23 protein-coding genes and 1 tRNA gene are annotated in these 22,385 nt (G+C 60.3%); 8 read left to right on the forward strand and 16 right to left on the reverse strand.

The genetic code is table 11. The annotated features are described in order from the left end of the window. Positions 1-299 precede the first annotated feature (299 nt). The 3 genes from eno to MN186_RS02385 all read right to left on the reverse strand — a co-directional run bounded on the left by eno (position 300) and on the right by MN186_RS02385 (position 3,064). The gene (gene eno / locus MN186_RS02375; RefSeq protein WP_242111259.1) at positions 300-1,574 is read right to left on the reverse strand and encodes a phosphopyruvate hydratase; all 1,275 of its coding nucleotides are present in this window, start codon (positions 1,572-1,574) and stop codon (positions 300-302) included. Positions 1,575-1,655: 81 nt separating this feature from the next. Then, positions 1,656-2,537 carry a DMT family transporter gene (locus MN186_RS02380; RefSeq protein ID WP_242111261.1) on the reverse strand — a complete coding sequence of 294 codons (882 nt, stop codon included), beginning with the start codon at positions 2,535-2,537 and terminating at the stop codon, positions 1,656-1,658. 104 nt (positions 2,538-2,641) lie between these two features. Continuing rightward, positions 2,642-3,064, reverse strand: coding sequence for a Fur family transcriptional regulator (locus MN186_RS02385; protein ID WP_242111262.1), 423 nt, complete (start codon positions 3,062-3,064; stop codon positions 2,642-2,644). Between the two features lie 254 nt (positions 3,065-3,318). Here MN186_RS02385 and MN186_RS02390 point away from each other — a divergent pair, with 254 nt between their 5' ends. Beyond that, on the forward strand, positions 3,319-3,972 hold the full coding sequence (locus tag MN186_RS02390; RefSeq protein WP_242111264.1) for a TetR/AcrR family transcriptional regulator: 654 nt from the start codon (positions 3,319-3,321) through the stop codon (positions 3,970-3,972). Between the two features lie 10 nt (positions 3,973-3,982). Here MN186_RS02390 and MN186_RS02395 read toward each other — a convergent pair whose 3' ends face one another. The 8 genes from MN186_RS02395 to MN186_RS02430 all read right to left on the reverse strand — a co-directional run bounded on the left by MN186_RS02395 (position 3,983) and on the right by MN186_RS02430 (position 11,310). Next, on the reverse strand, positions 3,983-5,239 hold the full coding sequence (locus MN186_RS02395) for a cation:proton antiporter (protein WP_242111265.1): 1,257 nt from the start codon (positions 5,237-5,239) through the stop codon (positions 3,983-3,985). Between the two features lie 85 nt (positions 5,240-5,324). Next, complete coding sequence (locus tag MN186_RS02400; protein WP_242111269.1) at positions 5,325-6,032, reverse strand: endonuclease/exonuclease/phosphatase family protein; 708 nt, start codon at positions 6,030-6,032, stop codon at positions 5,325-5,327. A gap of 39 nt (positions 6,033-6,071) precedes the next feature. Then, the gene (locus tag MN186_RS02405) at positions 6,072-7,481 is read right to left on the reverse strand and encodes a protein adenylyltransferase SelO (RefSeq protein WP_242111272.1); all 1,410 of its coding nucleotides are present in this window, start codon (positions 7,479-7,481) and stop codon (positions 6,072-6,074) included. Between the two features lie 30 nt (positions 7,482-7,511). After that, positions 7,512-7,958, reverse strand: coding sequence for a GNAT family N-acetyltransferase (locus tag MN186_RS02410; protein WP_242111273.1), 447 nt, complete (start codon positions 7,956-7,958; stop codon positions 7,512-7,514). Further along, the gene (locus MN186_RS02415; RefSeq protein WP_242111275.1) at positions 7,955-8,893 is read right to left on the reverse strand and encodes a nucleoside hydrolase; all 939 of its coding nucleotides are present in this window, start codon (positions 8,891-8,893) and stop codon (positions 7,955-7,957) included. Before MN186_RS02415 ends, MN186_RS02410 begins: the two co-directional genes overlap by 4 nt. 9 nt (positions 8,894-8,902) lie before the next feature. After that, positions 8,903-9,682, reverse strand: coding sequence for an exodeoxyribonuclease III (xth, locus tag MN186_RS02420; protein WP_242111276.1), 780 nt, complete (start codon positions 9,680-9,682; stop codon positions 8,903-8,905). Positions 9,683-9,745: 63 nt separating this feature from the next. Beyond that, the gene (locus MN186_RS02425; protein ID WP_242111279.1) at positions 9,746-10,939 is read right to left on the reverse strand and encodes a BaiN/RdsA family NAD(P)/FAD-dependent oxidoreductase; all 1,194 of its coding nucleotides are present in this window, start codon (positions 10,937-10,939) and stop codon (positions 9,746-9,748) included. Positions 10,940-10,980: 41 nt separating this feature from the next. Continuing rightward, positions 10,981-11,310: a HesB/IscA family protein gene (locus MN186_RS02430; protein ID WP_242111280.1), complete on the reverse strand. Its 330-nt coding sequence runs from the start codon at positions 11,308-11,310 to the stop codon at positions 10,981-10,983. A 129-nt stretch (positions 11,311-11,439) separates the two neighbouring features. Between MN186_RS02430 and MN186_RS02435 the strand changes: the two genes are divergently transcribed. The 7 genes from MN186_RS02435 to MN186_RS02465 all read left to right on the forward strand — a co-directional run bounded on the left by MN186_RS02435 (position 11,440) and on the right by MN186_RS02465 (position 18,479). After that, positions 11,440-12,582: a deoxyguanosinetriphosphate triphosphohydrolase gene (locus tag MN186_RS02435; protein ID WP_242111281.1), complete on the forward strand. Its 1,143-nt coding sequence runs from the start codon at positions 11,440-11,442 to the stop codon at positions 12,580-12,582. Positions 12,583-12,722: 140 nt separating this feature from the next. Continuing rightward, positions 12,723-14,444 (forward strand): arginine--tRNA ligase, encoded by a 1,722-nt coding sequence (gene argS, locus MN186_RS02440; RefSeq protein WP_242111283.1) that lies wholly within the window; start codon positions 12,723-12,725, stop codon positions 14,442-14,444. A 104-nt stretch (positions 14,445-14,548) separates the two neighbouring features. Beyond that, positions 14,549-15,685: an SPOR domain-containing protein gene (locus MN186_RS02445; protein WP_242111285.1), complete on the forward strand. Its 1,137-nt coding sequence runs from the start codon at positions 14,549-14,551 to the stop codon at positions 15,683-15,685. Then, the gene (locus tag MN186_RS02450; RefSeq protein WP_242111286.1) at positions 15,686-16,717 is read left to right on the forward strand and encodes a glycoside hydrolase family 3 N-terminal domain-containing protein; all 1,032 of its coding nucleotides are present in this window, start codon (positions 15,686-15,688) and stop codon (positions 16,715-16,717) included. Continuing rightward, entirely contained in the window at positions 16,704-17,498 is a 795-nt protein-coding gene (locus tag MN186_RS02455; RefSeq protein WP_242111287.1) for a segregation and condensation protein A, read from the forward strand. The genes MN186_RS02450 and MN186_RS02455 overlap by 14 nt, the downstream gene beginning before the upstream one ends. Next, on the forward strand, positions 17,488-18,168 hold the full coding sequence (scpB, locus tag MN186_RS02460; protein WP_242111288.1) for an SMC-Scp complex subunit ScpB: 681 nt from the start codon (positions 17,488-17,490) through the stop codon (positions 18,166-18,168). Before MN186_RS02455 ends, scpB begins: the two co-directional genes overlap by 11 nt. Before the next feature lie 89 nt (positions 18,169-18,257). Continuing rightward, positions 18,258-18,479 (forward strand): hypothetical protein, encoded by a 222-nt coding sequence (locus MN186_RS02465; protein ID WP_242111289.1) that lies wholly within the window; start codon positions 18,258-18,260, stop codon positions 18,477-18,479. 80 nt (positions 18,480-18,559) lie between these two features. Here the strand turns inward: MN186_RS02465 and MN186_RS02470 are convergent, their stop codons facing one another. From MN186_RS02470 to ihfA, 5 genes are all read right to left on the reverse strand, one after another. Then, positions 18,560-19,471: a glutaminase gene (locus MN186_RS02470; protein WP_420838885.1), complete on the reverse strand. Its 912-nt coding sequence runs from the start codon at positions 19,469-19,471 to the stop codon at positions 18,560-18,562. A gap of 124 nt (positions 19,472-19,595) precedes the next feature. Next, the gene (locus MN186_RS02475) at positions 19,596-20,669 is read right to left on the reverse strand and encodes a 2'-deoxycytidine 5'-triphosphate deaminase (protein ID WP_242111291.1); all 1,074 of its coding nucleotides are present in this window, start codon (positions 20,667-20,669) and stop codon (positions 19,596-19,598) included. A gap of 88 nt (positions 20,670-20,757) precedes the next feature. Beyond that, positions 20,758-20,834 (reverse strand) — tRNA-Pro (locus MN186_RS02480). 102 nt (positions 20,835-20,936) lie between these two features. Continuing rightward, positions 20,937-21,929 (reverse strand): MerR family transcriptional regulator, encoded by a 993-nt coding sequence (locus tag MN186_RS02485; protein ID WP_242111293.1) that lies wholly within the window; start codon positions 21,927-21,929, stop codon positions 20,937-20,939. A 76-nt stretch (positions 21,930-22,005) separates the two neighbouring features. Continuing rightward, positions 22,006-22,308, reverse strand: a complete 303-nt coding sequence (ihfA, locus tag MN186_RS02490) for an integration host factor subunit alpha (protein ID WP_242111294.1) — start codon at positions 22,306-22,308, stop codon at positions 22,006-22,008. Positions 22,309-22,385: the final 77 nt, after the last annotated feature.

Genomic DNA, 22,385 nt, shown 5'->3' on the forward strand with positions numbered 1-22,385 from the left:
CTAACCCCGTGGGAGTATCACCAACGGTCAAGAGAGGACCAAACCCTGAACAGAGCTAACCAATAAACGCGGACTCCAAGGGGAGCAGGTCATATTTGGTAGTTACACCACAGACGAACTGAAACGCTATTTAAGCTATGGAGTCCCAACACTCCACATCGAAGCTATTTCTAGCTACTCTACCAAAAATGAGATTTTACAGAGAATTTCGCGTGTAAGGCGGCATTTTCAATGGGGATAATTAGTGAAAAAAGGCCGTAGCAACGCCCCGGCCTTTTCCAGTTCCGCGATACAGCGACCTACTTCAATATCGACCGCCCGGCATATTCTGCCGTTTCGCCCAGCAGTTCCTCGATCCGGATCAGTTGGTTGTATTTCGCCAACCGGTCCGAGCGCGCGAGGGAGCCGGTTTTGATCTGGCCGCAATTGGTGGCGACCGCAAGGTCGGCGATGGTCGCGTCCTCGGTTTCGCCGGACCGGTGGCTCATCACGTTGGTCATCCGTGCGCGGTGGGCCATGTCGACGGCTTTCAGGGTTTCAGATAGGGTGCCGATCTGGTTAACCTTCACCAGCATCGAGTTGGCGCAGCCCAGCTCGATCCCCTTGGCAAGCCGTTCGGGGTTGGTCACGAACAGGTCGTCGCCCACCAGTTGCACCTGTTTGCCCAGCACGTCGGTCAGGTCTTTCCAGCCGTCCCAATCATCCTCGGCGCAGCCATCCTCGATCGAGATGATGGGGTAGTCGGTCACAAGCGCCTGCAGATAGGCGACGTTTTCGGCGGGTGTCAGCGACAACCCTTCGCCGGCCAGCACGTATTTGCCGTCCTTGAAATACTCGGTCGCCGCGCAATCCAGCGCCAGATAGATGTCCTTGCCGGGCTTGTAACCGGCTTTCTCGATCGACTTCATGATGAAATCCAGCGCCTCGCGGGTCGATCCGATATTGGGGGCAAAGCCGCCTTCGTCGCCGATGCCGGTGGACAGACCGGCGGCGGACAGTTCTTTTTTCAGGGTGTGGAACACTTCGGCGCCCATCCGCACGGCCTCGCGGATGTTTTCGGCGGACACCGGCATGATCATGAATTCCTGAATGTCGATCGGGTTGTCGGCATGTTCGCCGCCATTGATGATGTTCATCATCGGCACCGGCAGAACGCGGGCTGATGCGCCGCCCACATACCGATACAGGGGCAGGGCGGATGCGTCCGCCGCGGCCTTCGCCACGGCCAGCGACACACCCAGAATGGCGTTGGCGCCAAGACGGGCCTTGTTGGGCGTGCCGTCCAGCTCGCACATGGTCGCGTCAATGGCTTCCTGTTCGGTGGCGTCAATGCCAACCAGCGCATCTGCGATTTCACCATTCACGGCCTCGACCGCTTCCAGAACGCCCTTGCCCATGTAACGGGATTTGTCGCCGTCGCGCTTTTCGACCGCCTCATGTGCCCCCGTGGACGCGCCCGAGGGCACAGCGGCGCGGCCCAGCGTGCCGTCGTCCAGGATCACGTCCACCTCGACGGTGGGGTTGCCGCGGCTGTCCAGAATCTCGCGGGCGAAAATATCGACGATGATGCTCATGTTGGCGCTCCGATGCAGAAGGAAACTATGGTTGAACTTCTTTACCGCGTCCGGTGCCGCCCGACAACAGCCCGCCGCCCGTCACGACACCGGATGGTTCATAAGGCGACGTTCACGCAGGAAGGTATAAATGCCCATGCCGATCACGATGCTGGCCCCCAGATAGGTCAACATATCCGGGCGTTCGCCAAACACGATCATCCCAAGGATCATCGAGAAGATCAGCCGCGCATAGCGAAACGGCATGATGATCGAGGTCTCGGCAATCCGCATCGCCAGCACGATGGCGTAATACCCCGACACGCCGAAGATGACCGCGCCCAGGATGAACGCCCACTCGACCCCGCCGGGCATGACGAACGGGTCGGTGATGAAGGACATGGCAAGGCCCGCGGGAATGACGGCGGCAAAGCCATAGAACGCGACGCTGGCTGAGGGAATCGTCGGGTCCATTTGGCGAGTCAGCAGATCGCGCAGCGCGATGCCGAACACTGCGGCCAGCGGCAGAAGGGCGGCAAGCTGGAAGCCTTCTGCGCCCGGACGAATAATAATCAACACGCCGACGAAGCCGATGGCGATGGCGCTCCAACGTCGCCAGCCGACCTGTTCGCCCAGAAACAGCGCAGCCCCCGCCGTGATGGCCAGCGGTGTCGCCTGAAACACCGCCGCCACGGTCGAGATCGGCACCAGCGACAGCGCGGTGACGAAAAACATGGCCGAGATCGCCTCGGACCCATTGCGCCACAGCATCAGGGGCGAGCGCATGTCGCGGTGCACCAAGGGCGCCAGTGTGCCGCGTTGGATGTAGGTCAGGATGGCGAAGGCCACCGATCCACCGAAGCCCAGCGTGACCAGAACCTGCGACACGGGCAAACCCTGCGACATGGACTTGATGAACGTATCCTCGAACGCAAATGCGGCCATGGAAAGGGTCACAAGGATGATACCGCGAACGTTTTGCATGGAGAACTCTGATGGATGAGGGTGGGGTGACGATCCAGGGACAGAACCTCGTTTCGGCGGGCAAAGCAAGATGTGATCGGTTTACCGGCTCTGCGCCGCGGCCGTCATGACGGCTTTTTCTTGCGCACGCCGTAAAGTTCCAGCCTGTGGCCCTTCAATTCATAGCCCAGCTTTGTGGCAATCTTTTCCTGCAGGGCTTCGATCTCGGGGTCCAGAAACTCGATCACTTGCCCGGTGGTCAGGTCGATCAGGTGGTCGTGATGGTCGCGATCGGCACTTTCATATCGCGCCCGCCCGTCGCCGAATTCGTTTTTGACAAGGATACCTGCTTCTTCGAACAGTTTTACGGTGCGATAGACGGTGGCCAGCGAAATGCGATTGTCCAGCCGCGCGGCGCGGGCGTGCAATTCCTCGACATCCGGGTGGTCGCGATGCGCTTGGTCCAGCACGCGCGCAATCACGCGGCGCTGCCCCGTCATGCGCAGCCCCAGTTCTTCGCAGCGTTTCAGAATGGATGGCTCGGACATGATCCCCCCGTCGTTCCGTCTTCATGCCCCCTTATGCCGTGAAACGGGCGCGGGGGAAATGGGCAGTTGGACGCCTTGCGCGGTAGGCCCGGCGCAGCAGGCCGAATGCCCGGTGGTCCCAAAGGCCAAAGCATCCCGGAAAACAAGAACTGACCCAACGGCACTTCGTGCTTCCCTTGCAATGCAGCCTGTGTTTCGTCGATAGTTGGGGCAGTCGCAGGTGTGACCTGCGCGATCAGCCATGGCGGATATCTTTGACACCGAACCAAAGCAAACGAGCGCGATCGAAGGATCAGAAGGTCGAACGGCACGAAGCCATTCTGGCCGCAGCACGTGACCTGATCAGGGATTTGGGCTTTGACGGGGTCAAGATGAGCGCGCTTGCCAACAGGGCCGGGCTGGCCAAGGGCACGCTGTATCTTTACGTGCGCTCGAAGGAAGAGTTGTTCCTGTTGTTGTTTGTCGATGCGCTGGATGATGTCGTTTCGCGGTTTGAAAATGATAATGCTTTAGGCAATGATCCCGCGCAACTGGCGGATCGCCTGACAGAACTGGCCGAAGAATCGGCTTTGTTCCTGCCCCTTTATGCCCGGCTTGTCGCCGTGATCGAAGCCAATGTTGCAGACGAGCCGTTGTTCGATGCCAAGCGCAATATGGCGGCCATCCTTGAACGGTTCACCGTCCATTTGGCGAAGCTGATGGATCTGGACTTCGAGCGGGCTCAGCTTGTGTCACGTGTCCTGATGAACGTAATGCAGGGCACGGCACAGTTTGACCTGACCGCTGGGCGTGACCCGGCGGGCCTGCCGGATGATCTGAAAGATGCCTTCGCAATCCACGCCTTCGCCCCCAACTTCCGTCCTGCGGCCGAGCTGATCCTGCGCGCGGCGCCTGCGCAGAACGATTAAGCGCAGCGCCTTACATCAATTCGGGCTCGCGCCCCAAGCGTGACGCCAAGGGGGCCACGGTCAATCCTTGCACGATGATTGAAAAGACCACGATGATATAAGTCGCCGTCAAGATCAGTGGCTTCCATTCGTTTTCCGGCAAGCTCAGCGCCAACGCGACCGAGATCCCGCCTTTCAGCCCGCCCCATGTCATGATCGGCACCACACCGTTTGAGAAACTGCGGAAGGGTTTTAGCAGGAACACCGGCACAGCCACCGCGGTCAACCGTGCCACTAGCGCAAGAATGATGGATAGAACACCCGCCGTGACCGCGTCGGTGGTGAAGGCGACGGCGAAGACCTCGAACCCGATCATCAGGAACAGAACCGCGTTCAGGATTTCATCCACCAGCTTCCAGAACGCATCGACATATCGCCGCGTCTCTTCGCTCATCCCATGTTTGGTACCCACGTCGCCGATCAAAAGCCCCGCGCAAACTGCCATGATGGGGCCGGACACATGCAACGCCACGGCCAGTTCGTATCCACCGAAGGCCAATCCGAGCGTTAGCAGCACCTCAAGCGAATAGTCGTCAATGCGGCGCATCACACGAAAGGTCAGCCACCCCAGCGCAACACCCAGAACGGCGCCGCCGATGGCCTCTTGGAAAAACAGCGTAAAGGCAGCTTCAAGGCTGGGGTCGCTGGCGTGATCGCCTTGCCCCGAAGGGAAGGCCAGCCCGACCAGCACCAGAAACACCACATAGCCCACGCCGTCATTAAACAGGCTTTCACCGGCAATCTGCGTTTCAAGTGATTTCTCAAGATCAGCTTCGCGCAGAACGCCCAGAACCGCGACCGGATCGGTGGGCGAGATCAGAGACCCGAACACCAGCGCGATCAACAAGGGCGCGCCGGTCAGCCAGCTAAAGCCCACCCCAACCACCAAGGTGGACAGCGCCACCCCCATCGTCGCCATCAGGAAAACGACTGCCCATTGCGCCCTGAGATCCCGAATTTTCACATGTAGCGCGCCGGCGAACAGAAGCAGGCCCAACATGCCTTCCAGCAACGTGTCAGAGAAATCGAGGTTCGCAACTGTGGTGCGCACCTGATCGGCAACTCCCATCGCAGGAATAACAAAATCCAACGCCATCAGGGCCAGTGACGCCATCAGCGATACAAGCAAAATACCGATGGGCGAAGGGAGCTTGAGAAACAGGTAGTTGATTGCGCCAAATGCGCCCGCAAGGACGATCAGAAGCGATGTAATTTGCAGAATGCTCATGAGCGCGCCTTGTAAGGTTTGCCCCTTTTACCATGTAGACGTCGCATGACAAACCGTCAGGTCTGGCGCGATTTAAGGGCTGTGCTCAGTCCTTGACCCGAACCTGCGCCCAGACCGGCAGGTGATCAGACGCTACTTTTGCCAGCGGCGACTGGTCGACGCCCGCATCGCGCAGCTCGACCCCGTCGCTTAGCGCCAGACGATCCAAACCGGCAATCGGGCGCGAGGCATGGAAGGATCGACCGGGTGAGATGATGTTGAAATTATGCTCCAAAGGCTCGAAACCACGCTTGGGCGACCATTCGTTGAAATCGCCCATGATCATCGTGGGCAGGGGGGTGATGGCAAGTTGTCGTGCAAGTTCGCGCATCTGCTGGTGACGATAGGGGCGCAGAAGGCCCAGATGGGTGCCAACCAGTTTCAAGCGGTTCGCGATCTCGACTGAAACTGCGCCGCGCGGCTCAAGCCCCGGCAATTCCAACTGTTCAGCGCGATGAAAGGTCAGCCCCTTGCGCACAAGGATCGCATTACCATGGCTGCCCAGCGAGACACCGTTGCTGGCAAAGGGCACAGGCACGAAATCGGTTTCGTCCTCCAACATCCGGCGCGGCAGGGCCGATGGGCGCGCACCAAGGCGGCGGTCGGCCTCTTGCAACACGACCACATCGGCATTCAGGCGGTTGATCACGTCCAGAATGCGGTGCGGGTCACGCCGACGATCAAGGCCAATGGCCTTGCGCATGTTATAGGTGGCAAGCTTCAGGTTCAGGTTGTCGACGTCCATCTTCTTCATTTAATCAACGCGTGGCAGGATTTCCAGCAACAGGGTGGCTTATGTCCCGCAGAACGTGCGTAGCACGCGTTCGTCAACGCGCGGCGGGGTGGCAAGATTGGCGTCCTCGGGCCTTGGGTCGAAGGGGCGCGCCAGGGCATCGACCAGCCGGTGAAAAGGTGCATAGTCCCCGCCAATCCCCGCCTGAATGGCCTGTTCGACCCGATGATTTCGCGGGATCAGGACGGGATTGGCGGCCCGCATCGTGGCCTTCGGGTCGCCCGGTTCGCGGGCAAGACGCGCCTGCCAATCAGGCGCCCAGCTGTCCCAAGCGCCCTCATCGGTGATGTGGTCGCCCGGATCGCCCCCGGTCAGCGCCGTGAAGGTCGCGGTGAAATCGGCCTGAGAGCTTGCCATCCGCGACAACAGCCCCGTGATCAGCGCCTCGTCCCCATCTTCCTGTGTGGTCAGACCGACTTTGGCACGGAACAGACGCATCCATTCCGGGCTGAAATGATCGGCAAACCCTTCCAGCACGCGCGTCGCCTCGTCTGCGGCATGTTCGGGGTCGCCATCCATCAGCGGCAAAAGCGATGTTGCCAGTTGTGCCAGATTCCAGACGGCCACGTTGGGCTGTTCCTGAAACGCATAGCGCCCCTGTTGATCAATCGACGAAAACACCATGCGCGGGTGATAGGTATCCATGAACGCACAGGGGCCATAGTCGATGGTTTCGCCGGACACGGCCATGTTGTCTGTGTTCATCACGCCGTGGATGAAGCCCACGCTCATCCATTTCGCCACCAGCCGGGCCTGCGCCTCGACGACCTTTGCCAAGAAGGACAGCGGGCCGTCGGCGTCCGGGTAATGGCGCGCGATCGCGTGGTCCAGAAGCAGACGCAGGGCAGGGCGGTCGCCGCGGGCGGCGAAATACTGGAAGGTGCCAACGCGGATATGGCTGGCGGCGACGCGCATCAGGACAGCGCCGGGATAGCGGCGTTCGCGCTGCACCCCCTCACCGGTCAGGGCGGCACCAAGCGCGCGGGTGGTGGGGATGCCAAGGGCGTGCATGGCCTCGGACACGATATATTCGCGCATTACCGGGCCGACCCACGCCCGCCCGTCGCCGTTGCGGCTGTAAGGCGTGATACCGGAGCCCTTGAGCTGAATGTCCCGCCGTCCGACATCGCCCGTCACCTCGCCCAGCAAAATCGCACGTCCATCGCCCAGACGAGGCACCCATCCGCCAAACTGGTGACCTGCATAGACCTGCGCCAGCGGGTCGGTGCCGGGCAAAAGTGCGTTGCCGGTCAACACCTCGGCGCTCAGGGAGGCAGGGTCCAGTCCAAGCTTGCGCGCAAGGGCGTCATTGACGCGCAAGACCTGCGGCCCAGTCACAGGAACGGGCGGTAGTTTGGTATAGAACCTGTCGGGCAGGCGGGCATAGGAGTTATCGAAAATATCGCGCATGGCCGACACCTTATCAGAGTTTTCCGCGCGCTACATCACCCGCGTCATCAGGTGATAACGGTTGCGGGATCGAAAGCCGATCCGTTCATACAGACGCCGTGCGCGATCATTGTCGGTGTTGACCTCAAGATGCATGGCGCCCACGCCTTGATCGGACAATGCGCGCGCAAGCGAGGCCAGCGCCTCGCTGCCCATGCCGCGGCCACGGATGCGTTCGCGCACGAAAATCTCGTCCAGAAAAGCGTCCAGCCCGCCAAACTCGATCGACCAGCCGAAGCTGACGGCAATATAACCCACCGGTGCGGTGCGCGGGCCTATCATCCAGATCGCACCGTGGGGCGAACCTTCCAGCAGCGGCAGAAGGGCACCACGCCGCGTGGCGTCGTCCTGTTCGATCCCGTTTTCCGCATGAAAGCCCGCAACAAGGGGCATCAGCCGGTCAATATCGTCAGGGGTGGCAAGGCGCAGGCTGCTCATAACCGGGCGATCCTTTCGGTCAGAAGGGTGAAAAAGGCGTCGCTGTCCAGATCACCGACGAACAGGGCGTTGGGCGCATGGTCGGTCACGCCCCACCAATCGGCAACGGTCATGCCCATGGTCAGTTCTGATTGCGTCTCGATCTGCACATTCACGTGTCGCCCGCGAAACAGGTCGGGCTGGATCAGATAGGCGATCACGGTCGGATCATGCAGAGGCGCACCGTCCGAGCCGTATTTTTCCTTGTCGAACCGTTCGAAGAAATCCGTCATCTCGGCGACGGCGTGGCCGATGTCCCCGGGCAGGGCGCGGAAGGCGTCGTTGCGGGCTTTCGTCACCAGCGCCTTGTGGGTGACATCGAGCGGCATAACGACAAGCGGAACACCTGATCTAAAAACGATATCAGCCGCTTGCGGGTCAACATATATGTTGAACTCTGCCGCCGGGGTGACATTGCCGACCTCGAAATAGGCACCGCCCATCAAGACGATTTCCTGTACGCGGTCGACGATGTCAGGCGCGCGTTCAAAAGCGGTGGCGATGTTGGTCAGGGGGCCAAGCGGGCACAGGGTCACGGTGCCGGGATCATGCGCGCGCAGGGTGTCGATGATGAAATCCACTGCGTGTTGGTCTTGCAGCGTCATTTTGGGGTCGGGCAAAACCGGGCCGTTCAGCCCCGTTTTGCCATGCACATATTCCGCCGTCACCAGATCGCGGCGCAGAGGGCGGTCACAGCCCGCGAACACCTTGGTGTCGGGCTTTCCGGCCAGCTCGCACACGATCCGCGCGTTCTTGGCTGTCAGCTCCAGCGGCACATTTCCTGCCACGGCGGTGATGCCCAGAACCTCGATATCCTCGGGGCTGGCAAGGGCCAGAAGAATGGCAACCGCGTCATCCTGACCGGGGTCGGTATCGATAATAATTTTCCGCTTCATTTCAATTCCTTATGCAGCCAACTCGACCCAGATCGGAACGTGGTCGGAGGGCTTTTCGCGTCCGCGCACATCCTTGTCGATCTGACAGTCAGTCAGAAGATCGGCGCATTCCGGCGACAGCAGGAAATGGTCAATCCGAATGCCGTCATTGCGTTGCCACGCACCGCGCTGGAAGTCCCAGAAAGTGTAGTGCTCGGGGGCCTGATTGCGGGCGCGAAAGGCCTCGGTCAGGCCAAGGTTCAAGATCTTGCGCCACGCCTCGCGGCTTTCGGGACGGAACAGCGCATCGTCGATCCAGTTCTCGGGATGCGCAGCGTCTTCAGGCTGCGGGATGATGTTGTAGTCGCCCGCCATCAGGAATGCTTCTTCAGAGGCCAGAAGCTCCTCGGCGCGGGCGCGCAAGCGGTCCATCCACGCCAGTTTATAATCGTATTTCGGCCCCGGCACCGGGTTACCGTTGGGCAGGTAAAGCCCGCAGATGCGCACGGCATGATCGCCGACCACGGTAGCCTCAATATAGCGGGCCTGTTCGTCGGCGTCATCGCCGGGCAGGCCGCGCGTCACATCCTCTAGCGGTAGCTTGGACAGAAGGGCGACGCCGTTGAAGCTTTTCTGCCCGTGGGTTTCGACGTTATATCCTTTGTCTTCAAATTCTTCGAGGGGGAAGTTTTCGTCAATCGACTTGATTTCCTGCAAGATCGCGACGTCCGGCTGCGCCTCGTCCAGCCAGTCCATCAGCGCGGGCAGGCGCGCCTTGATGCCGTTGATATTGAAACTGGCGATTTTCATGGGGCCCTCCTGTTCTTGGCGGTCAATGTGGGCGCAAACGGGCGGGGGTGCAAGCGATGGGTTTCAGGCTTCGGCGATATGCTGCCCGGCGGCATGGGCGCTGGACCACGCCCATTGGAAATTGAACCCGCCAAGCCAACCCGTCACATCCACGCATTCGCCGATGAAGTAGAGGCCGGGCACAGATTTCGACATCATGGACTTGCTGTCGATCCCGTTGGTGGCGATGCCGCCCAGCGTGACTTCGGCAGTGCGATAGCCCTCGGACCCTGAAGGCGTAAGGGTCCAGTTTTCCAGTTGATCGGTCAGGGCGCGCAGCGCGGTGTCGGACTGGTCGGCCAGACGGGCGGTCAGGTCGAACCGGTCCGCCCATTCGGTTGTCAGATACTCAACCAACCGTGCTGGCAGGTGACGCGCCAGTTCGGTCGATATCTGCCGCCGCCCCTCGGTCTGTCTTTGGTCGCGCAACGCGGCGAACAGATCGACCCCGGCGGTCAGGTCGACATGGATCGGTTCGCCTTCGCGCCAGAAGGACGAGATTTGCAGGATCGCAGGGCCGGATAGACCGCGATGGGTGAACAGCATCGCCTCGTCGAAACTCGCGCGGTCGGTCCAGACGCGGACAGGCAAGGACACGCCGGATAGCGCGGCGAAGCGGCCTTCGGGGAAGGTCAGGGGGACAAGGGCGGGGCGCGGTTCGATGATCTCGTGGCCGAACTGGCGCGCGATGTCATAGGCAAAGCCCGTCGCGCCCATCTTGGGGATCGACTTGCCGCCGGTGGCTAGGACGAGGTTGCGGCAGGTCAGGGCGCTCGCTTTGGTTTCCAGCACGAATCCGTCATCTGTCTGGTCGACGCCTTCAACGGTTGTGGATAGGCGCAGCTCGGCGCCGGTGTCCCTCAGGTTACGAACCAGCAGGTCGATAATCTGCGCCGATTTGCCGTCGCAAAACAACTGGCCCAGCGTCTTTTCATGCCACGCAATCCCGGCGCGGTCGATCAGTTGGATGAAATCCCACTGCGTGAAACGCGCGAGCGCGGATTTGTGGAAATGCGGGTTCTGGCCAGTGAAATTCGCCGGTTCTGTGTGCATATTGGTGAAATTGCAGCGTCCGCCGCCGGAGATGCGGATTTTTTCACCCGGCTTGGCCGCGTGGTCGATCACCAGCACGCGCTTACCGCTCGCCGCCGCGAAGGGTGCGCAGAACAGGCCCGCGGCGCCTGCGCCAATGATGATGGTGTCCCAGTCCGTAAGCATGGGCTGCACCTAGCGGGTTGGATTGGGCAAGAAAAGGGGGATTACATCGAAAACGATGTGCCGCACCCGCAGGAGGCCGAGGCGTTCGGGTTGTCGATGATGAACCGCGCACCGATCAATTCCTCACTGAAATCAATGGTCGCATTGGCCAGAAAGGGCAACGAGACTTCGTCCACCACCACCTGTTCGCCGGCACCTTTCAGCACGAGGTCGCCATCAGTCGGGTCGTCCAGTGAGATGTCGTATTGAAACCCCGAACAGCCGCCGCCATCGACGGCCACCCGCAGGGCTTTGCCTTGAGCGCCCGCGCCGATTTCGGCCAAACGTGCGAAAGCGCGGTCTGTGACGGTGGGGGGCAAGGTAAGGGTCATTGGAATTCCATTTCATGTTCACGCCAAACAGAATATAGGGATGCCATGGGGGCGCGACAAGACGCCCGGCGGCTGTGCTTTGGTGGGGACAACCGGGCGCATCTGCGGTGATAGGCAGAAAGGGCCAGAATGCTCGCCATTTATGCAACCCATCCCGGCGAGACCCGGGGGCGGCTTTATGACGAAGGCGAAAGCGCCTTTCGCGAACCGTTCCAGCGGGATCGCGACCGGATCATCCACTCATCCGCCTTTCGCAGGCTTAAGCACAAGACGCAGGTATTCGTGGAGCACGAGGGCGATTATTTTCGCACACGGCTGACCCACTCGATCGAGGTGGCGCAGGTTGCACGCACCATCGCTGGCGCGCTGGGGCTGAACAGTCACCTGACCGAAGCGGTGGCGCTGGCCCATGATCTGGGCCACACGCCTTTCGGTCACACGGGTGAAGATGCGCTGGATGCGATGATGAAGCCGTTTGGCGGCTTTGACCATAACGCGCAGGCGCTGAAGATCGTGACCTCGCTGGAGCGTCACTATGCCGAATGGGACGGCTTGAACCTGACCTGGGAAACCCTTGAAGGGATTGCGAAACATAACGGACCCGTGACGGGCGATCTGCCGCCCGCGCTGGCGGAGTACAACGCGCGTCACGATCTTGAACTGCACACCCATGCAGGTGCCGAGGCGCAGGCCGCGGCGCTGGCTGACGACATTGCCTATAACAATCACGACCTGCATGACGGGTTGCGGGCGGGTTTGTTTGATATGCGCGAAATTGCCGAGTTGCCCATCGTCGGCCCGGCGATTGCTGAGGTGGACAAGCTGTATCCCGGCCTTGATGCCGGGCGCCGTCAGCACGAAGCGTTGCGCCGCGTGTTCGGAGTGATGGTGGAGGATGTGCTGAGCACTTCGGAGTTGCTGTTGGCGGATGCAGCACCCCAAACGGTCGAGGATATTCGCGCGCTGGATCACGCGGCCATCCGCTTCTCGCCCGCATTGTGGGCAGACCTGAAGGTTATTCGAGAATTCCTGTTCACACGCATGTATCGTGCGCCGTCGGTTGTGGCGATGCGCGAGCGTGTGACACGGGTTGTCGAAGATCTGTTTGCCCACTATCGCGCTGTCCCGTCCGACCTGCCCGGCGAATGGCGGGCCGAGATCGAAGCGGCCACCAGCGACCGTCGATTGGCGCGGTTGGTGGCGGATTATATTGCGGGGATGACGGACCGTTTCGCCTTGCAGGAGCACAAGCGGCTGGGGTTGGGGGGCTAGGGGGCGCTGCCCCCTCGGGACGGTGTCCCTCACCCCCGGGATATTTATGGCCAGAAGAAACGGGCTGTTTCGCTGCTTGGGTTGCTTGACCTTTGGGGCGTGGGTGCTAGGAGTGCGGCGGAGAGAAAAGGACCACGCCTATGAACCTGTTTGCCGATATTCGCAGCCTTGTGATCAATACGCTTGAGGCGATGACGTCGGATGGGTTGCTGCCCGACGGTCTGAGCTTTGACAACGTGACGGTCGAGCCGCCGCGCGATGCGGCTCATGGCGATATGGCGACAAATGCGGCGATGGTTCTGGCGAAACCCGCGAAGATGAAACCGCGCGACATTGCCGAGGCGTTGGCGGATAAGCTGGCCGCCGACCATCGGATCGACGTCGCCGAGGTGGCCGGACCGGGTTTTTTGAACCTGCGGCTTGAGGTATCGGTCTGGACAGCTCTGGTCGAGGGCATTCTGGACGATCACGGATTTGGCAGGTCGTCCATGGGGGCGGGGCAGAAGGTCAATGTGGAATATGTTTCGGCCAACCCGACCGGCCCTTTGCATGTCGGCCACACGCGCGGCGCGGTGTTCGGCGATGCGTTGGCCAGCCTTCTGGATTACGCCGGTCACGAAGTGACGCGGGAATACTACATCAACGACGGTGGCGCGCAGGTCGATGTGTTGGCGCGCTCGGTTTACCTGCGATATCTGGAGGCGCATGGGCAGGAGGTGGCGTTCGAGGATGGCACCTATCCCGGCGATTACCTTATTCCCGTCGGTGAGGCGCTGAAAGACAAGGTTGGCGACGCTTTTGTTGGCAAGGGCGAACAATACTGGTTGGCTGAAATCCGCGAGTTTGCCACCGAGAAGATGCTGGATCTGATCCGCGAGGATCTGGCAATGCTGGGTGTGAAGATGGATGTCTTCTTCTCGGAAAAATCGCTGTACGGCACGGGCCGGATCGAAGACGCGCTGAAGGCATTGGAAGACAAAGGGCTGATCTACGAAGGTGTGCTTGAGCCGCCCAAGGGTAAAAAGCCTGAAGATTGGGAGCCGCGCGAGCAGACGTTGTTCAAATCCACCGAGCATGGCGATGACGTGGATCGCCCGGTCAAGAAGTCTGACGGCAGCTGGACTTATTTTGCGCCCGATATTGCCTATCATTTCGACAAGATCGAACGCGGCTTTGACGCGTTGATCGACGTGTTCGGCGCCGATCATGGTGGCTATGTGAAGCGGATGAAAGCGGCGGTGTCGGCGTTGTCCGATGGTCGTGTTCCGTTGGACGTGAAGCTGACCCAGCTTGTGAAGCTTTACAAGAATGGTGAGCCATTCAAGATGTCGAAACGGGCAGGCACCTTCGTGACTTTGCGCGATGTGGTCGAACAGGTTGGGTCGGACGTGACCCGCTTCGTCATGCTGACCCGCAAGAACGACGCCCCGCTGGATTTCGATTTCGACAAAGTGTTGGAGCAGAGCCGCGACAATCCCGTATTCTATGTGCAATACGCTCATGCGCGGGTACGGTCGGTTCTGCGCAAGGCGGCGGATCAGGGGATCGCCTTGACGGATACGCCGCTGATCGAGGACGAGGCCGAGATTGCAGTGGCGAAAAAGCTGGCCGAGTGGCCACGCCTGGTCGAGATCGCCGCCCGCACGCACGAACCGCATCGGATCGCCTTCTATCTGTATGAACTAGCGTCGGATTTCCACGCGCTGTGGAACCGTGGCAATGACAAGCCTGAGCTGCGTTTCCTGCAAGATGGCAATAACGCATCATCAGCAGCGAAAATCGTCCTGCCGCGTGCGGTAGCCGTTGTCATTTCGTCTGGCTTGGGTATCTTGGGCGTCACTCCTGCCGAGGAAATGCGCTGATCACAAGTGCAGCTTTGGCAGGCAAGAGGTTGACGCAGTAACCGGAACGTGACGCAGGAAGAGCCATCAATGGCCGGCGCGTCCCTGTCCGGAGGTGAGGCAGAATGGCAGAAGCAAACTGGGGTCACGCAACCCCGCAGGCGACGTATAACAATCAATATGATCAAGGGTATGCGCCCAAGCACAGGGTGGAACCCCCGGTGATGGGAACGGCCTCTCAGGCTGGTATGCATGGTGGTTTGCAACCCACGTCGCATATCGCGCCGATGGCCGATCTGACAGGCGATGATGCGCAACCCGCATCAGGCCAGGGCGGGGCTGGTGGTGTTGGCACGGCCCTGAACTATGCCGGGGCTGCTTTGTCGCTGGCGCTGATCGTTGGACTGGGCGTCTGGGGATACAAGCTGGCGGTGCGCGACGTAACCGGTATTCCGGTGGTGCGCGCTATCGAAGGCCCGATGCGCATTCAGCCCGAAAATCCTGGCGGCCAGTCGGCAGCCCATCAAGGGTTTGCCGTCAACAGCGTGCAGTCGGAAGGACAGGCAGCAGCGCCTGCTGATCGTCTGGTTCTGGCGCCTGCGCCGGAAGAGCTGGAAGAAGAAGACATGCTGACTGAGGTTGCCGCTGATGAAGCGATCTCGTCTGCTGTGGCCTTGCCGCTGCATGCGGCGTCTGCGGTGGTGCCCGAGCCCGAGCGTGCAAAGCCTGATCAGGTTGACCCGGTTGCCGCTGCCTTGGCGATTGCGCAGCAAATCGCGGCGGATGTGCAGGGCGATACGGCTGACGCGGCCGAAGCCAAGCCCCAAGACGTAAGCGCGACTGCGGAAGATGTGGTGCAAGCCAAGATTATTCCCGCTTCGGTGCCCGGTGTGCGCACGTCACCGCGTCCGTCGGGGCGCCCGGCGAACCTTGACACGCGGGTGTCTGTTGTATCGCCGCCGACCAGCGTGGCGGCAAGTGTGACCGATGTTGCGCCCGACAAGATCGCCGCTGGCACAAGGCTGGTGCAGCTTGGCGCGTTTGACAGCGCCGACGTGGCGCGCGCCGAATGGACCAAGCTTGCCACCCGGTTCGAGGATTATTTCGAAGGCAAATCCCGCGTCGTCCAGAAAGCCCAATCCGGCGGCAAGACCTTCTATCGCCTGCGCGCGCTGGGGTTTGACGATCTGGCGGATGCGCGCCGGTTCTGTTCGGTTCTGATGGCGTCGAAAGCGGCCTGTATTCCGGTCGTGAACCGATAAATGACGGGGCAGGGCGCGTATATCTTCGGATGCGAGGGGCCGCGCCTGACCCCGGCCGAGCGTGATTTCTTTGAACGCACCCAGCCATGGGGCTTCATCCTGTTTGCCCGCAACGTCGAAAACCCCGATCAGATCCGCGCGCTGACTGCTGAATTACGCGGGGCGGTTAGCCGGGATGTTCCGATCTTTATTGATCAGGAGGGCGGACGCGTGGCGCGGATGACGGGGCCGCATTGGCGCGAATGGTTGCCGGTGCTGGAACAGGTCATGCTGAACAAGCGCGACGCGCTGCGCACGCTTTACCTGCGCTATCGCTTGATCGCGGACGAACTTTTGGCTCTTGGGATCGACGGCAACTGCGCCCCGTTGGCCGATATCGCCAATGCCGACACCCACCCGATCCTGCGTAATCGCTGCTATGGTGAAGACGTGGTGCGGGTGGCTGAACGCGCCGGAAATGTGGCACAGGCGTTGCTGGATGGCGGCGTGCTTCCTGTGGTTAAACACATGCCAGGGCAGGGACGGGCGACATTGGACAGCCATCAGGAATTGCCGCGCGTGGCCACCAAAGCCAAGGAACTGGCACGCACTGATTTCATGGCGTTTGAACCTTTGTCTGGGCTGCCCATCGGCATGACCGCCCATGTCGTTTATGATGATATCGACGCCGATAATCCTGCCACTCAAAGCACCGCGCTGATCCAGGTGATCCGCGAGCGTATCGGGTTCGACGGCCTCTTGATGACCGATGATCTGTCGATGCAGGCGCTGTCGGGACCGTTGTCGCTGCGCGCCCGCCGGTCCGTGCAGGCAGGCTGTGACATGATCTTGCATTGCAATGGCGCACTGGCCGAAATGGACGAGATTGCCGAGGCCACCGGCCCCTTGACCGGCCCTGCGCTGGACCGCGCAAATGCCGCGCTGACTTGGCGCCGACGGCCTGATCCCATTGACATTCCGGCGCTTGACGCCGAATTTCAAAGCCTGATGACGGGTCAGGGGTCTGAACAGGCGACGGATGAGCGAGACTGACGAATTTGAAAGCGACGCGATGTCGGTCTCGGAACGCTTGGCGGCCGAGGCGCTGATCGTGGATGTCGAGGGGTTCGAGGGCCCGCTTGACCTGCTTCTGACGCTCAGCCGCACGCAGAAGGTGGATCTGCGGAAAGTCTCGGTCCTGGAACTGGCCGAACAATATCTGGGCTTTGTCGAAAAGGCGCGCCATCTGCGCATCGAACTGGCGGCCGATTATCTGGTGATGGCCGCATGGCTGGCGTTCTTGAAATCCCGTCTTCTGCTGCCGCCTGATCCGTCTGAGGATGGCCCCTCGGGCGAAGAATTGGCCGCGCATCTGGCGTTCCAGTTGGAACGCTTGCAGGCTATGCGGGATGTGGCCGCCAAACTGATGGCGCGTGACCAGCTGGGCCGCGACTTCTTCGCTCGTGGTATCCCCGAGGACGTGACCCGCGTGCGCCGCGTGACCTATACCGCAACCCTTCTGGACCTGATGCAGGGGTATGCGCGCATCCGTACCAAGGATGAATTCCGCCCCTTCGTGATGGACCGGGACGCGGTCATGACGATGGAACAGGCGCTGGATCGGATGCGCGGGCTGATCGGTTATGCGGGGGACTGGACCGACCTGACCTCGTATCTGCCCGAAGGTTGGGAAACCGATCCGGTCCGCCGCCGGTCCGCCACCGCCGCGAATTTTGCCGCGACCTTGGAGTTGGCCAAGCGCGGCGCCCTTGAACTTCGACAGGGCGAGATGTTTGCCCCCATTCAAATCCGCAGGAAAACACATGACGGATGACGCAACGCAGGACGATGTGACGGACGCCGCCATCACCAGCAATGACAGCCTGTTTGACGCCCCACCCATGGGCGAACAGGAACGCATGGTCGAGGCCATCCTGTTTGCATCCGCCGAACCAATCACGGTGAAAGAGCTTGAGGCGCGGATGCCCCACGGCTCGGACGCCGCCGAGGCGTTGGTTTATCTTCGCAAACGATACGAGGGGCGGGGCGTGTCCGTCGTCAAGGTGGGCGATGCGTGGGCAATCCGCACCGCGCCGGACCTTGGCTACCTGATGCAGAAGGAAACGGTCGAGACGCGTAAGCTGTCGCGCGCGGCCATCGAAACGCTTGCAATCATAGCCTATCACCAACCCGTCACCCGCGCCGAGATCGAAGAGATTCGCGGCGTGTCTGTCAGCCGTGGCACGATTGATCAGTTGATTGAAATGGAATGGATCCGCTTTGGTCGCCGCCGCATGACGCCCGGTCGCCCGGTGACATTCGTGGTCACGCAGATTTTCATGGATCATTTCGGTCTGGAAAGTGCGCGCGACCTGCCGGGGCTGAAAGAATTGCGCTCGGCCGGCCTTCTGGAGAGTCGCCCACCGCCCGGTGCGATGCCCGGACCGGAAACGGACGATGAGGATGAAAGCCCCGAAGGCCAGTCGGAATTGTTCGAGGACTAACGCGCGCACCCGCCGAGTGGTCAGAACCGACATGAAACTGCCAGAATTATCTGGTATGATACTGGCGAATAGAGCAGGGAAGCGAGAAGATGAACGGCAACCAGATCATCAACATGATCATCCGACAAGTGATGCGCCGCGTGATCAACAAGGGCGTGAACACGGGGATCGACCTTGCATCGCGTCGCGGTAGGTCCGACGGCGACATGACCGAGGACGAGCGCAGTCGTTCACAAACACAGGCCGATCAGGGTAGGAATATGGCCAAGCGCGCTCGTAAGGCCGGGCGACTGACGCGGCGGTTGTTCTGAGAATGTGATTGGTTGGTCAACGACCAACGCGACAGTCGTGCGCATGCGTTGAATGTCTGGTTTGACCCAGGAATGCTTATTTAAAACACCGACCATTTGGTGGCATTTGATAGCATCGTTGCTGCGCGTGTGCCGGCGTGTGAGTTTCCATAGCGGTTGAGTCCGGGCGACCATATTGCAACCGACGCTACATTCGGCGCGATCACCAAGAGACCGCCGCCCACCCCGCTTTTTCCCGGTAATCCGACCCGAAATGCAAAGTCGCCAGATCCATCGTAGTGTCCACAGGTCATCATCAGGGCATTTACCCTTCTGGCGCGCTGCAAAGACAGGACCGCGGGGGCACCTTTTAAGCCTGCCAAAGATGCACCGGCCATTGCCAGCTGATCGGTTGTCATCTCGATAGCGCATTGATGAAAGTAAGTGCCCAGCGTCAGCTCTGGTTCGTTCTCAAGATTTCCATGTGACTTTAGATAATAGGCGAGTGCTTTGTTTCGTGCGCCAGTTTCCTGTTCAGATGTCGCAACATCTTCATTTATGTAAATATCATCGGACTGTGACATATATTTGATAAGCTCAAGAATTTCCGTAAGCGCCATCTTGGGTTCTCGCCCTGACAAAAGGGCGTCCGTGGTCACAATCGCGCCCGCGTTTACAAAGGGGTTTCGGGGGCGGCCTTTTTCTTTCTCGAGCAAAACAACTGAATCAAAAGAGGTGCCGGAAGGTTCTCGTCCAACCCTGCTCCAAAGCTGGTCCCCAGTTCGTCCAAGTGCTGCGATAAGTGAAAACACTTTCGTGATGCTCTGAACGGAGAACGGCTTGGATGCAGCGCCGGCGTTGATTAATTTTCCGTCAGGCAAGCAGACGCTGATTGCAAATTGTTTCGGATCTACGCTGGCAAGTTCGGGAATATACTGCGCCGTTTCGCCCCAATCATCCTGTTGAAAAATCGACGCCGTAATGGATTTGAGAATATCTTCCAATCTGATCACCCAAAGTGAAACTGTTACCCAATGCGTCTTACGAGAAAATAAGGGATTCTACAAAGTTCACTACAGATTTGGCTGACCGTCAGAGTGATGCTGTTAGCGCTTGTCCGCATAGTTGCCCTTACCCTCACCGAAAGTGCTTCGACAGCTTCAATCCCTGCCCCTGATAATTTGACTTGATATCAGACCCATACAAAGCTTGTGGCACTTCGCTCATCCGTTCATAGACCAAACGCCCCACGACCTGCCCATGTTCCAGCACAAACGGTGCCTCGTGGCAGCGGACTTCCAAGACACCGCGCGAGCCGGAGCCTCCTGCCGCGTCATAACCGAAGCCGGGGTCGAAGAAGCCTGCATAATGCACGCGAAATTCACCGACCATCGCCAGATACGGGGCCATTTCGGCGGCGCAATCGGGGGGGATGACAATCGCCTCGCGACTGGCCAAGATATAGAACGCACCGGGATCAAGGATAATGCGTCCGTCAGTGGTGTGCACTTCTTCCCAGTATTCCGCGGGGTCGTAGTGGGCAAGCTTTGACAGATCGACCACACCTGAATGGCGCTTGGCGCGATAACCGACCAGATCACCCGAGGTCGGTTTCAGATCGACCGAAAAGCCAAGCCCGTCGGAAATCACCGGATCACCTGATACGATGGGGGTGCGAGCGTGCACCGCGCGCAGTTCGTCATCGGTCAGGATTGTGCGGCCCTGCCGAAAGATGATCTGGTTCAACAACTGCCCCGGCTGCACCACGACCGAAAAGCTTTGCGGGCACAGTTCGGCATAAAGCGGGCCGTCATAGCCTTCGGGCACGCGGTCGAATTCCACGCCGTGGTCGGTAATGACGCGGGTCATCAAGTCGACCCGCCCGATCGAGCTTTTGGCGCTTGCCGCGGCAGTCATGCCCGCGGGCAGGTGCAATTGTTCCATCAACGGCACGACATAGACGCAGCCTTTTTCCAGCACGGCGCCGCCGGTCAGGGACACTTCGTGCATGGTCAGCGCCTCAAGCCGTTCGGTCACGGTCGAGCTTTTGCCGGGCAGAAATGAGGCGCGCACGCGATACGCCGTGCCGCCCAACCGCAGATCAAGAGATGCGGGTTGTATTTGTTCGTTCAAAATGGGTGACGACGCGGTGATGCCGCTTTCGGTAATCAACTGTCGGATCTGGCGGTCTGCCAATACGCCGGTGTTCATGTCGATCCCCTTTCAAGCGCCCCGCGTGCTATGCCGCAGGGCGGATACAAAAACACCCGCCCGATCAACGGGCGGGCGGTTTTGAATTTGGTCGGGCTAGCAGGACTCGAACCTGCGACCTTCCGTCCCCCAGACGGACGCGCTACCAGACTGCGCCATAGCCCGACTGCGGCCTTACATAGTGATTTTCGCAGGCAGGGCAAGCCGGAAACAGCAGGAAAATGTATCATTGAGCCAAGTTGTATAATCCAGCTATCCCGATACGGCCTAACGCGTCTGTCCAGGTCGTTCGGCCATCTGTTGTCCGAGCGTTTCCAAGCGATCAGCCAGCGCCTGCAGGGTCGGGATATGGGCGCCGGTCCCGGCCTTGCGTGCTTGCCGCAGCGCAGTTGCGAAGGCGGGGCGAGGCGCTGGTTCGTCGTCACCAGGGTCGGCCGGAACGTGAGAGATATCGGGCGAAGCGGGCGGGATAGATGTCTTCGCCGCAGGCTCGCCGAACAGATCGGCTTCGGCGGGCGCGGTCGATTCGCTGTTCTCCAGCCCGTCTGCTGGTTCCGTCGATTGTCCAGAGTTGGCTACCCGGTTTGAGCCGAAGCTGGGTGCGGGGTCTGTCGCATCGGCGGGGGGTGTGTCGTTTGACCCGTCGTGCGGTGGAGTATACGAGGCGTCAGGCGCGTTGGTGTCGGCGCGGGTAAAGTGCGGCGTGGGCTCAGCCCGTTCCGGGTCCGCGTCTGGTGTCGGCGCAATGGTCGGCTCTGACTGCGGTGGGTCCGGGTGGGCGACGACGGGGGAGGTTTGGCCTAAGGCGTCGTCTTGTGACGGTTCGTCCGGTTGCATTTTCTGCGTGGGTTCGTCCGCTGGTGCGCCATCTGGCGCCGTATCCTGCGTTTTACTGGGGGATGCGTCTGTGCTGTCCTTCGGCCCGGGCTTGCTGGCCAAAGGCACCACGTTTGACGGCGTCACATCGCGCATCGCAGTGCTGTCCAGCGGCGGTGACATGGCGGCGACGTGCTTTATGCCTTCTTCACGCAGAAGCTTCTGCACCCCGCGAATGGTCATCCCATCTTCGTGCAAGAGCTTTCGGATGCCGCCAAGAAGTTCCATATCATTGGGGCGGTAATACCGGCGCCCGCCTGCGCGTTTCACCGGTTTGACCTGACTGAAACGGCTTTCCCAGAACCGCAGAACATGAGTCGGAACGCCGAGCCAGTCGGCCACCTCGCTTATGGTGCGGAAGGCGTCAGGAGACTTCTTTTCCATGTCCAGACCCGTCTGTGCTGCTACTTGTTATCAAAGTGGGCAAATTCGCGCCCGATGTGGTGATCACGTCAAAAACTTATTGTTTGTTCCCGTCGTCGACGCGGTCTTTCATAAGGTGGGACGGGCGAAAGGTCAGCACCCGACGCGGCGGGATGGGCGCTTCTTCGCCCGTTTTCGGGTTTCGCCCGACGCGGGCGGCCTTGTCGCGCACTGAAAACGTGCCGAAAGACGAGATCTTAACGTTTTGCCCGTCCACCAGAGCGTCCGAGATATGATCCAAAACGGTTTCGACCAGCTGCGCGCTTTCGTTACGCGACAGCCCGACTTCGCGAAACACCGCTTCGCTCAGGTCCATGCGGGTCAAGGTCTTTTCACTCATGTTGTCCCCCTGTTTGTTTGTGGGAAGCATGGGTGGTTTGAATTTCCGAGTCAATATCAATGGCTTGTTCTGCCGGC

Source organism: Aliiroseovarius sediminis (assembly GCF_022678485.1).
Classification (GTDB): Bacteria; Pseudomonadota; Alphaproteobacteria; order Rhodobacterales; family Rhodobacteraceae; genus Aliiroseovarius; species Aliiroseovarius sediminis.

What these genes read in the sequence shown, in the direction of transcription:
- MN186_RS02425 (WP_242111279.1), bottom strand. Translation starts at nt 10,939, where the DNA reads ATGCTTACGGACTGGGACACCATCATCATTGGCGCAGGCGCCGCGGGC.
- ihfA (WP_242111294.1), bottom strand. Translation starts at nt 22,308, where the DNA reads ATGAGTGAAAAGACCTTGACCCGCATGGACCTGAGCGAAGCGGTGTTT.
- xth (WP_242111276.1), bottom strand. Translation starts at nt 9,682, where the DNA reads ATGAAAATCGCCAGTTTCAATATCAACGGCATCAAGGCGCGCCTGCCC.
- MN186_RS02380 (WP_242111261.1), bottom strand. Translation starts at nt 2,537, where the DNA reads ATGCAAAACGTTCGCGGTATCATCCTTGTGACCCTTTCCATGGCCGCA.
- argS (WP_242111283.1), top strand. Translation starts at nt 12,723, where the DNA reads ATGAACCTGTTTGCCGATATTCGCAGCCTTGTGATCAATACGCTTGAG.
- MN186_RS02410 (WP_242111273.1), bottom strand. Translation starts at nt 7,958, where the DNA reads ATGAGCAGCCTGCGCCTTGCCACCCCTGACGATATTGACCGGCTGATG.
- MN186_RS02435 (WP_242111281.1), top strand. Translation starts at nt 11,440, where the DNA reads ATGCTCGCCATTTATGCAACCCATCCCGGCGAGACCCGGGGGCGGCTT.
- MN186_RS02430 (WP_242111280.1), bottom strand. Translation starts at nt 11,310, where the DNA reads ATGACCCTTACCTTGCCCCCCACCGTCACAGACCGCGCTTTCGCACGT.
- MN186_RS02475 (WP_242111291.1), bottom strand. Translation starts at nt 20,669, where the DNA reads ATGAACACCGGCGTATTGGCAGACCGCCAGATCCGACAGTTGATTACC.
- MN186_RS02385 (WP_242111262.1), bottom strand. Translation starts at nt 3,064, where the DNA reads ATGTCCGAGCCATCCATTCTGAAACGCTGCGAAGAACTGGGGCTGCGC.
- MN186_RS02450 (WP_242111286.1), top strand. Translation starts at nt 15,686, where the DNA reads ATGACGGGGCAGGGCGCGTATATCTTCGGATGCGAGGGGCCGCGCCTG.
- MN186_RS02395 (WP_242111265.1), bottom strand. Translation starts at nt 5,239, where the DNA reads ATGAGCATTCTGCAAATTACATCGCTTCTGATCGTCCTTGCGGGCGCA.
- MN186_RS02405 (WP_242111272.1), bottom strand. Translation starts at nt 7,481, where the DNA reads ATGCGCGATATTTTCGATAACTCCTATGCCCGCCTGCCCGACAGGTTC.
- MN186_RS02415 (WP_242111275.1), bottom strand. Translation starts at nt 8,893, where the DNA reads ATGAAGCGGAAAATTATTATCGATACCGACCCCGGTCAGGATGACGCG.
- eno (WP_242111259.1), bottom strand. Translation starts at nt 1,574, where the DNA reads ATGAGCATCATCGTCGATATTTTCGCCCGCGAGATTCTGGACAGCCGC.
- MN186_RS02445 (WP_242111285.1), top strand. Translation starts at nt 14,549, where the DNA reads ATGGCAGAAGCAAACTGGGGTCACGCAACCCCGCAGGCGACGTATAAC.
- MN186_RS02485 (WP_242111293.1), bottom strand. Translation starts at nt 21,929, where the DNA reads ATGGAAAAGAAGTCTCCTGACGCCTTCCGCACCATAAGCGAGGTGGCC.
- MN186_RS02465 (WP_242111289.1), top strand. Translation starts at nt 18,258, where the DNA reads ATGAACGGCAACCAGATCATCAACATGATCATCCGACAAGTGATGCGC.
- MN186_RS02455 (WP_242111287.1), top strand. Translation starts at nt 16,704, where the DNA reads ATGAGCGAGACTGACGAATTTGAAAGCGACGCGATGTCGGTCTCGGAA.
- scpB (WP_242111288.1), top strand. Translation starts at nt 17,488, where the DNA reads ATGACGGATGACGCAACGCAGGACGATGTGACGGACGCCGCCATCACC.
- MN186_RS02400 (WP_242111269.1), bottom strand. Translation starts at nt 6,032, where the DNA reads ATGAAGAAGATGGACGTCGACAACCTGAACCTGAAGCTTGCCACCTAT.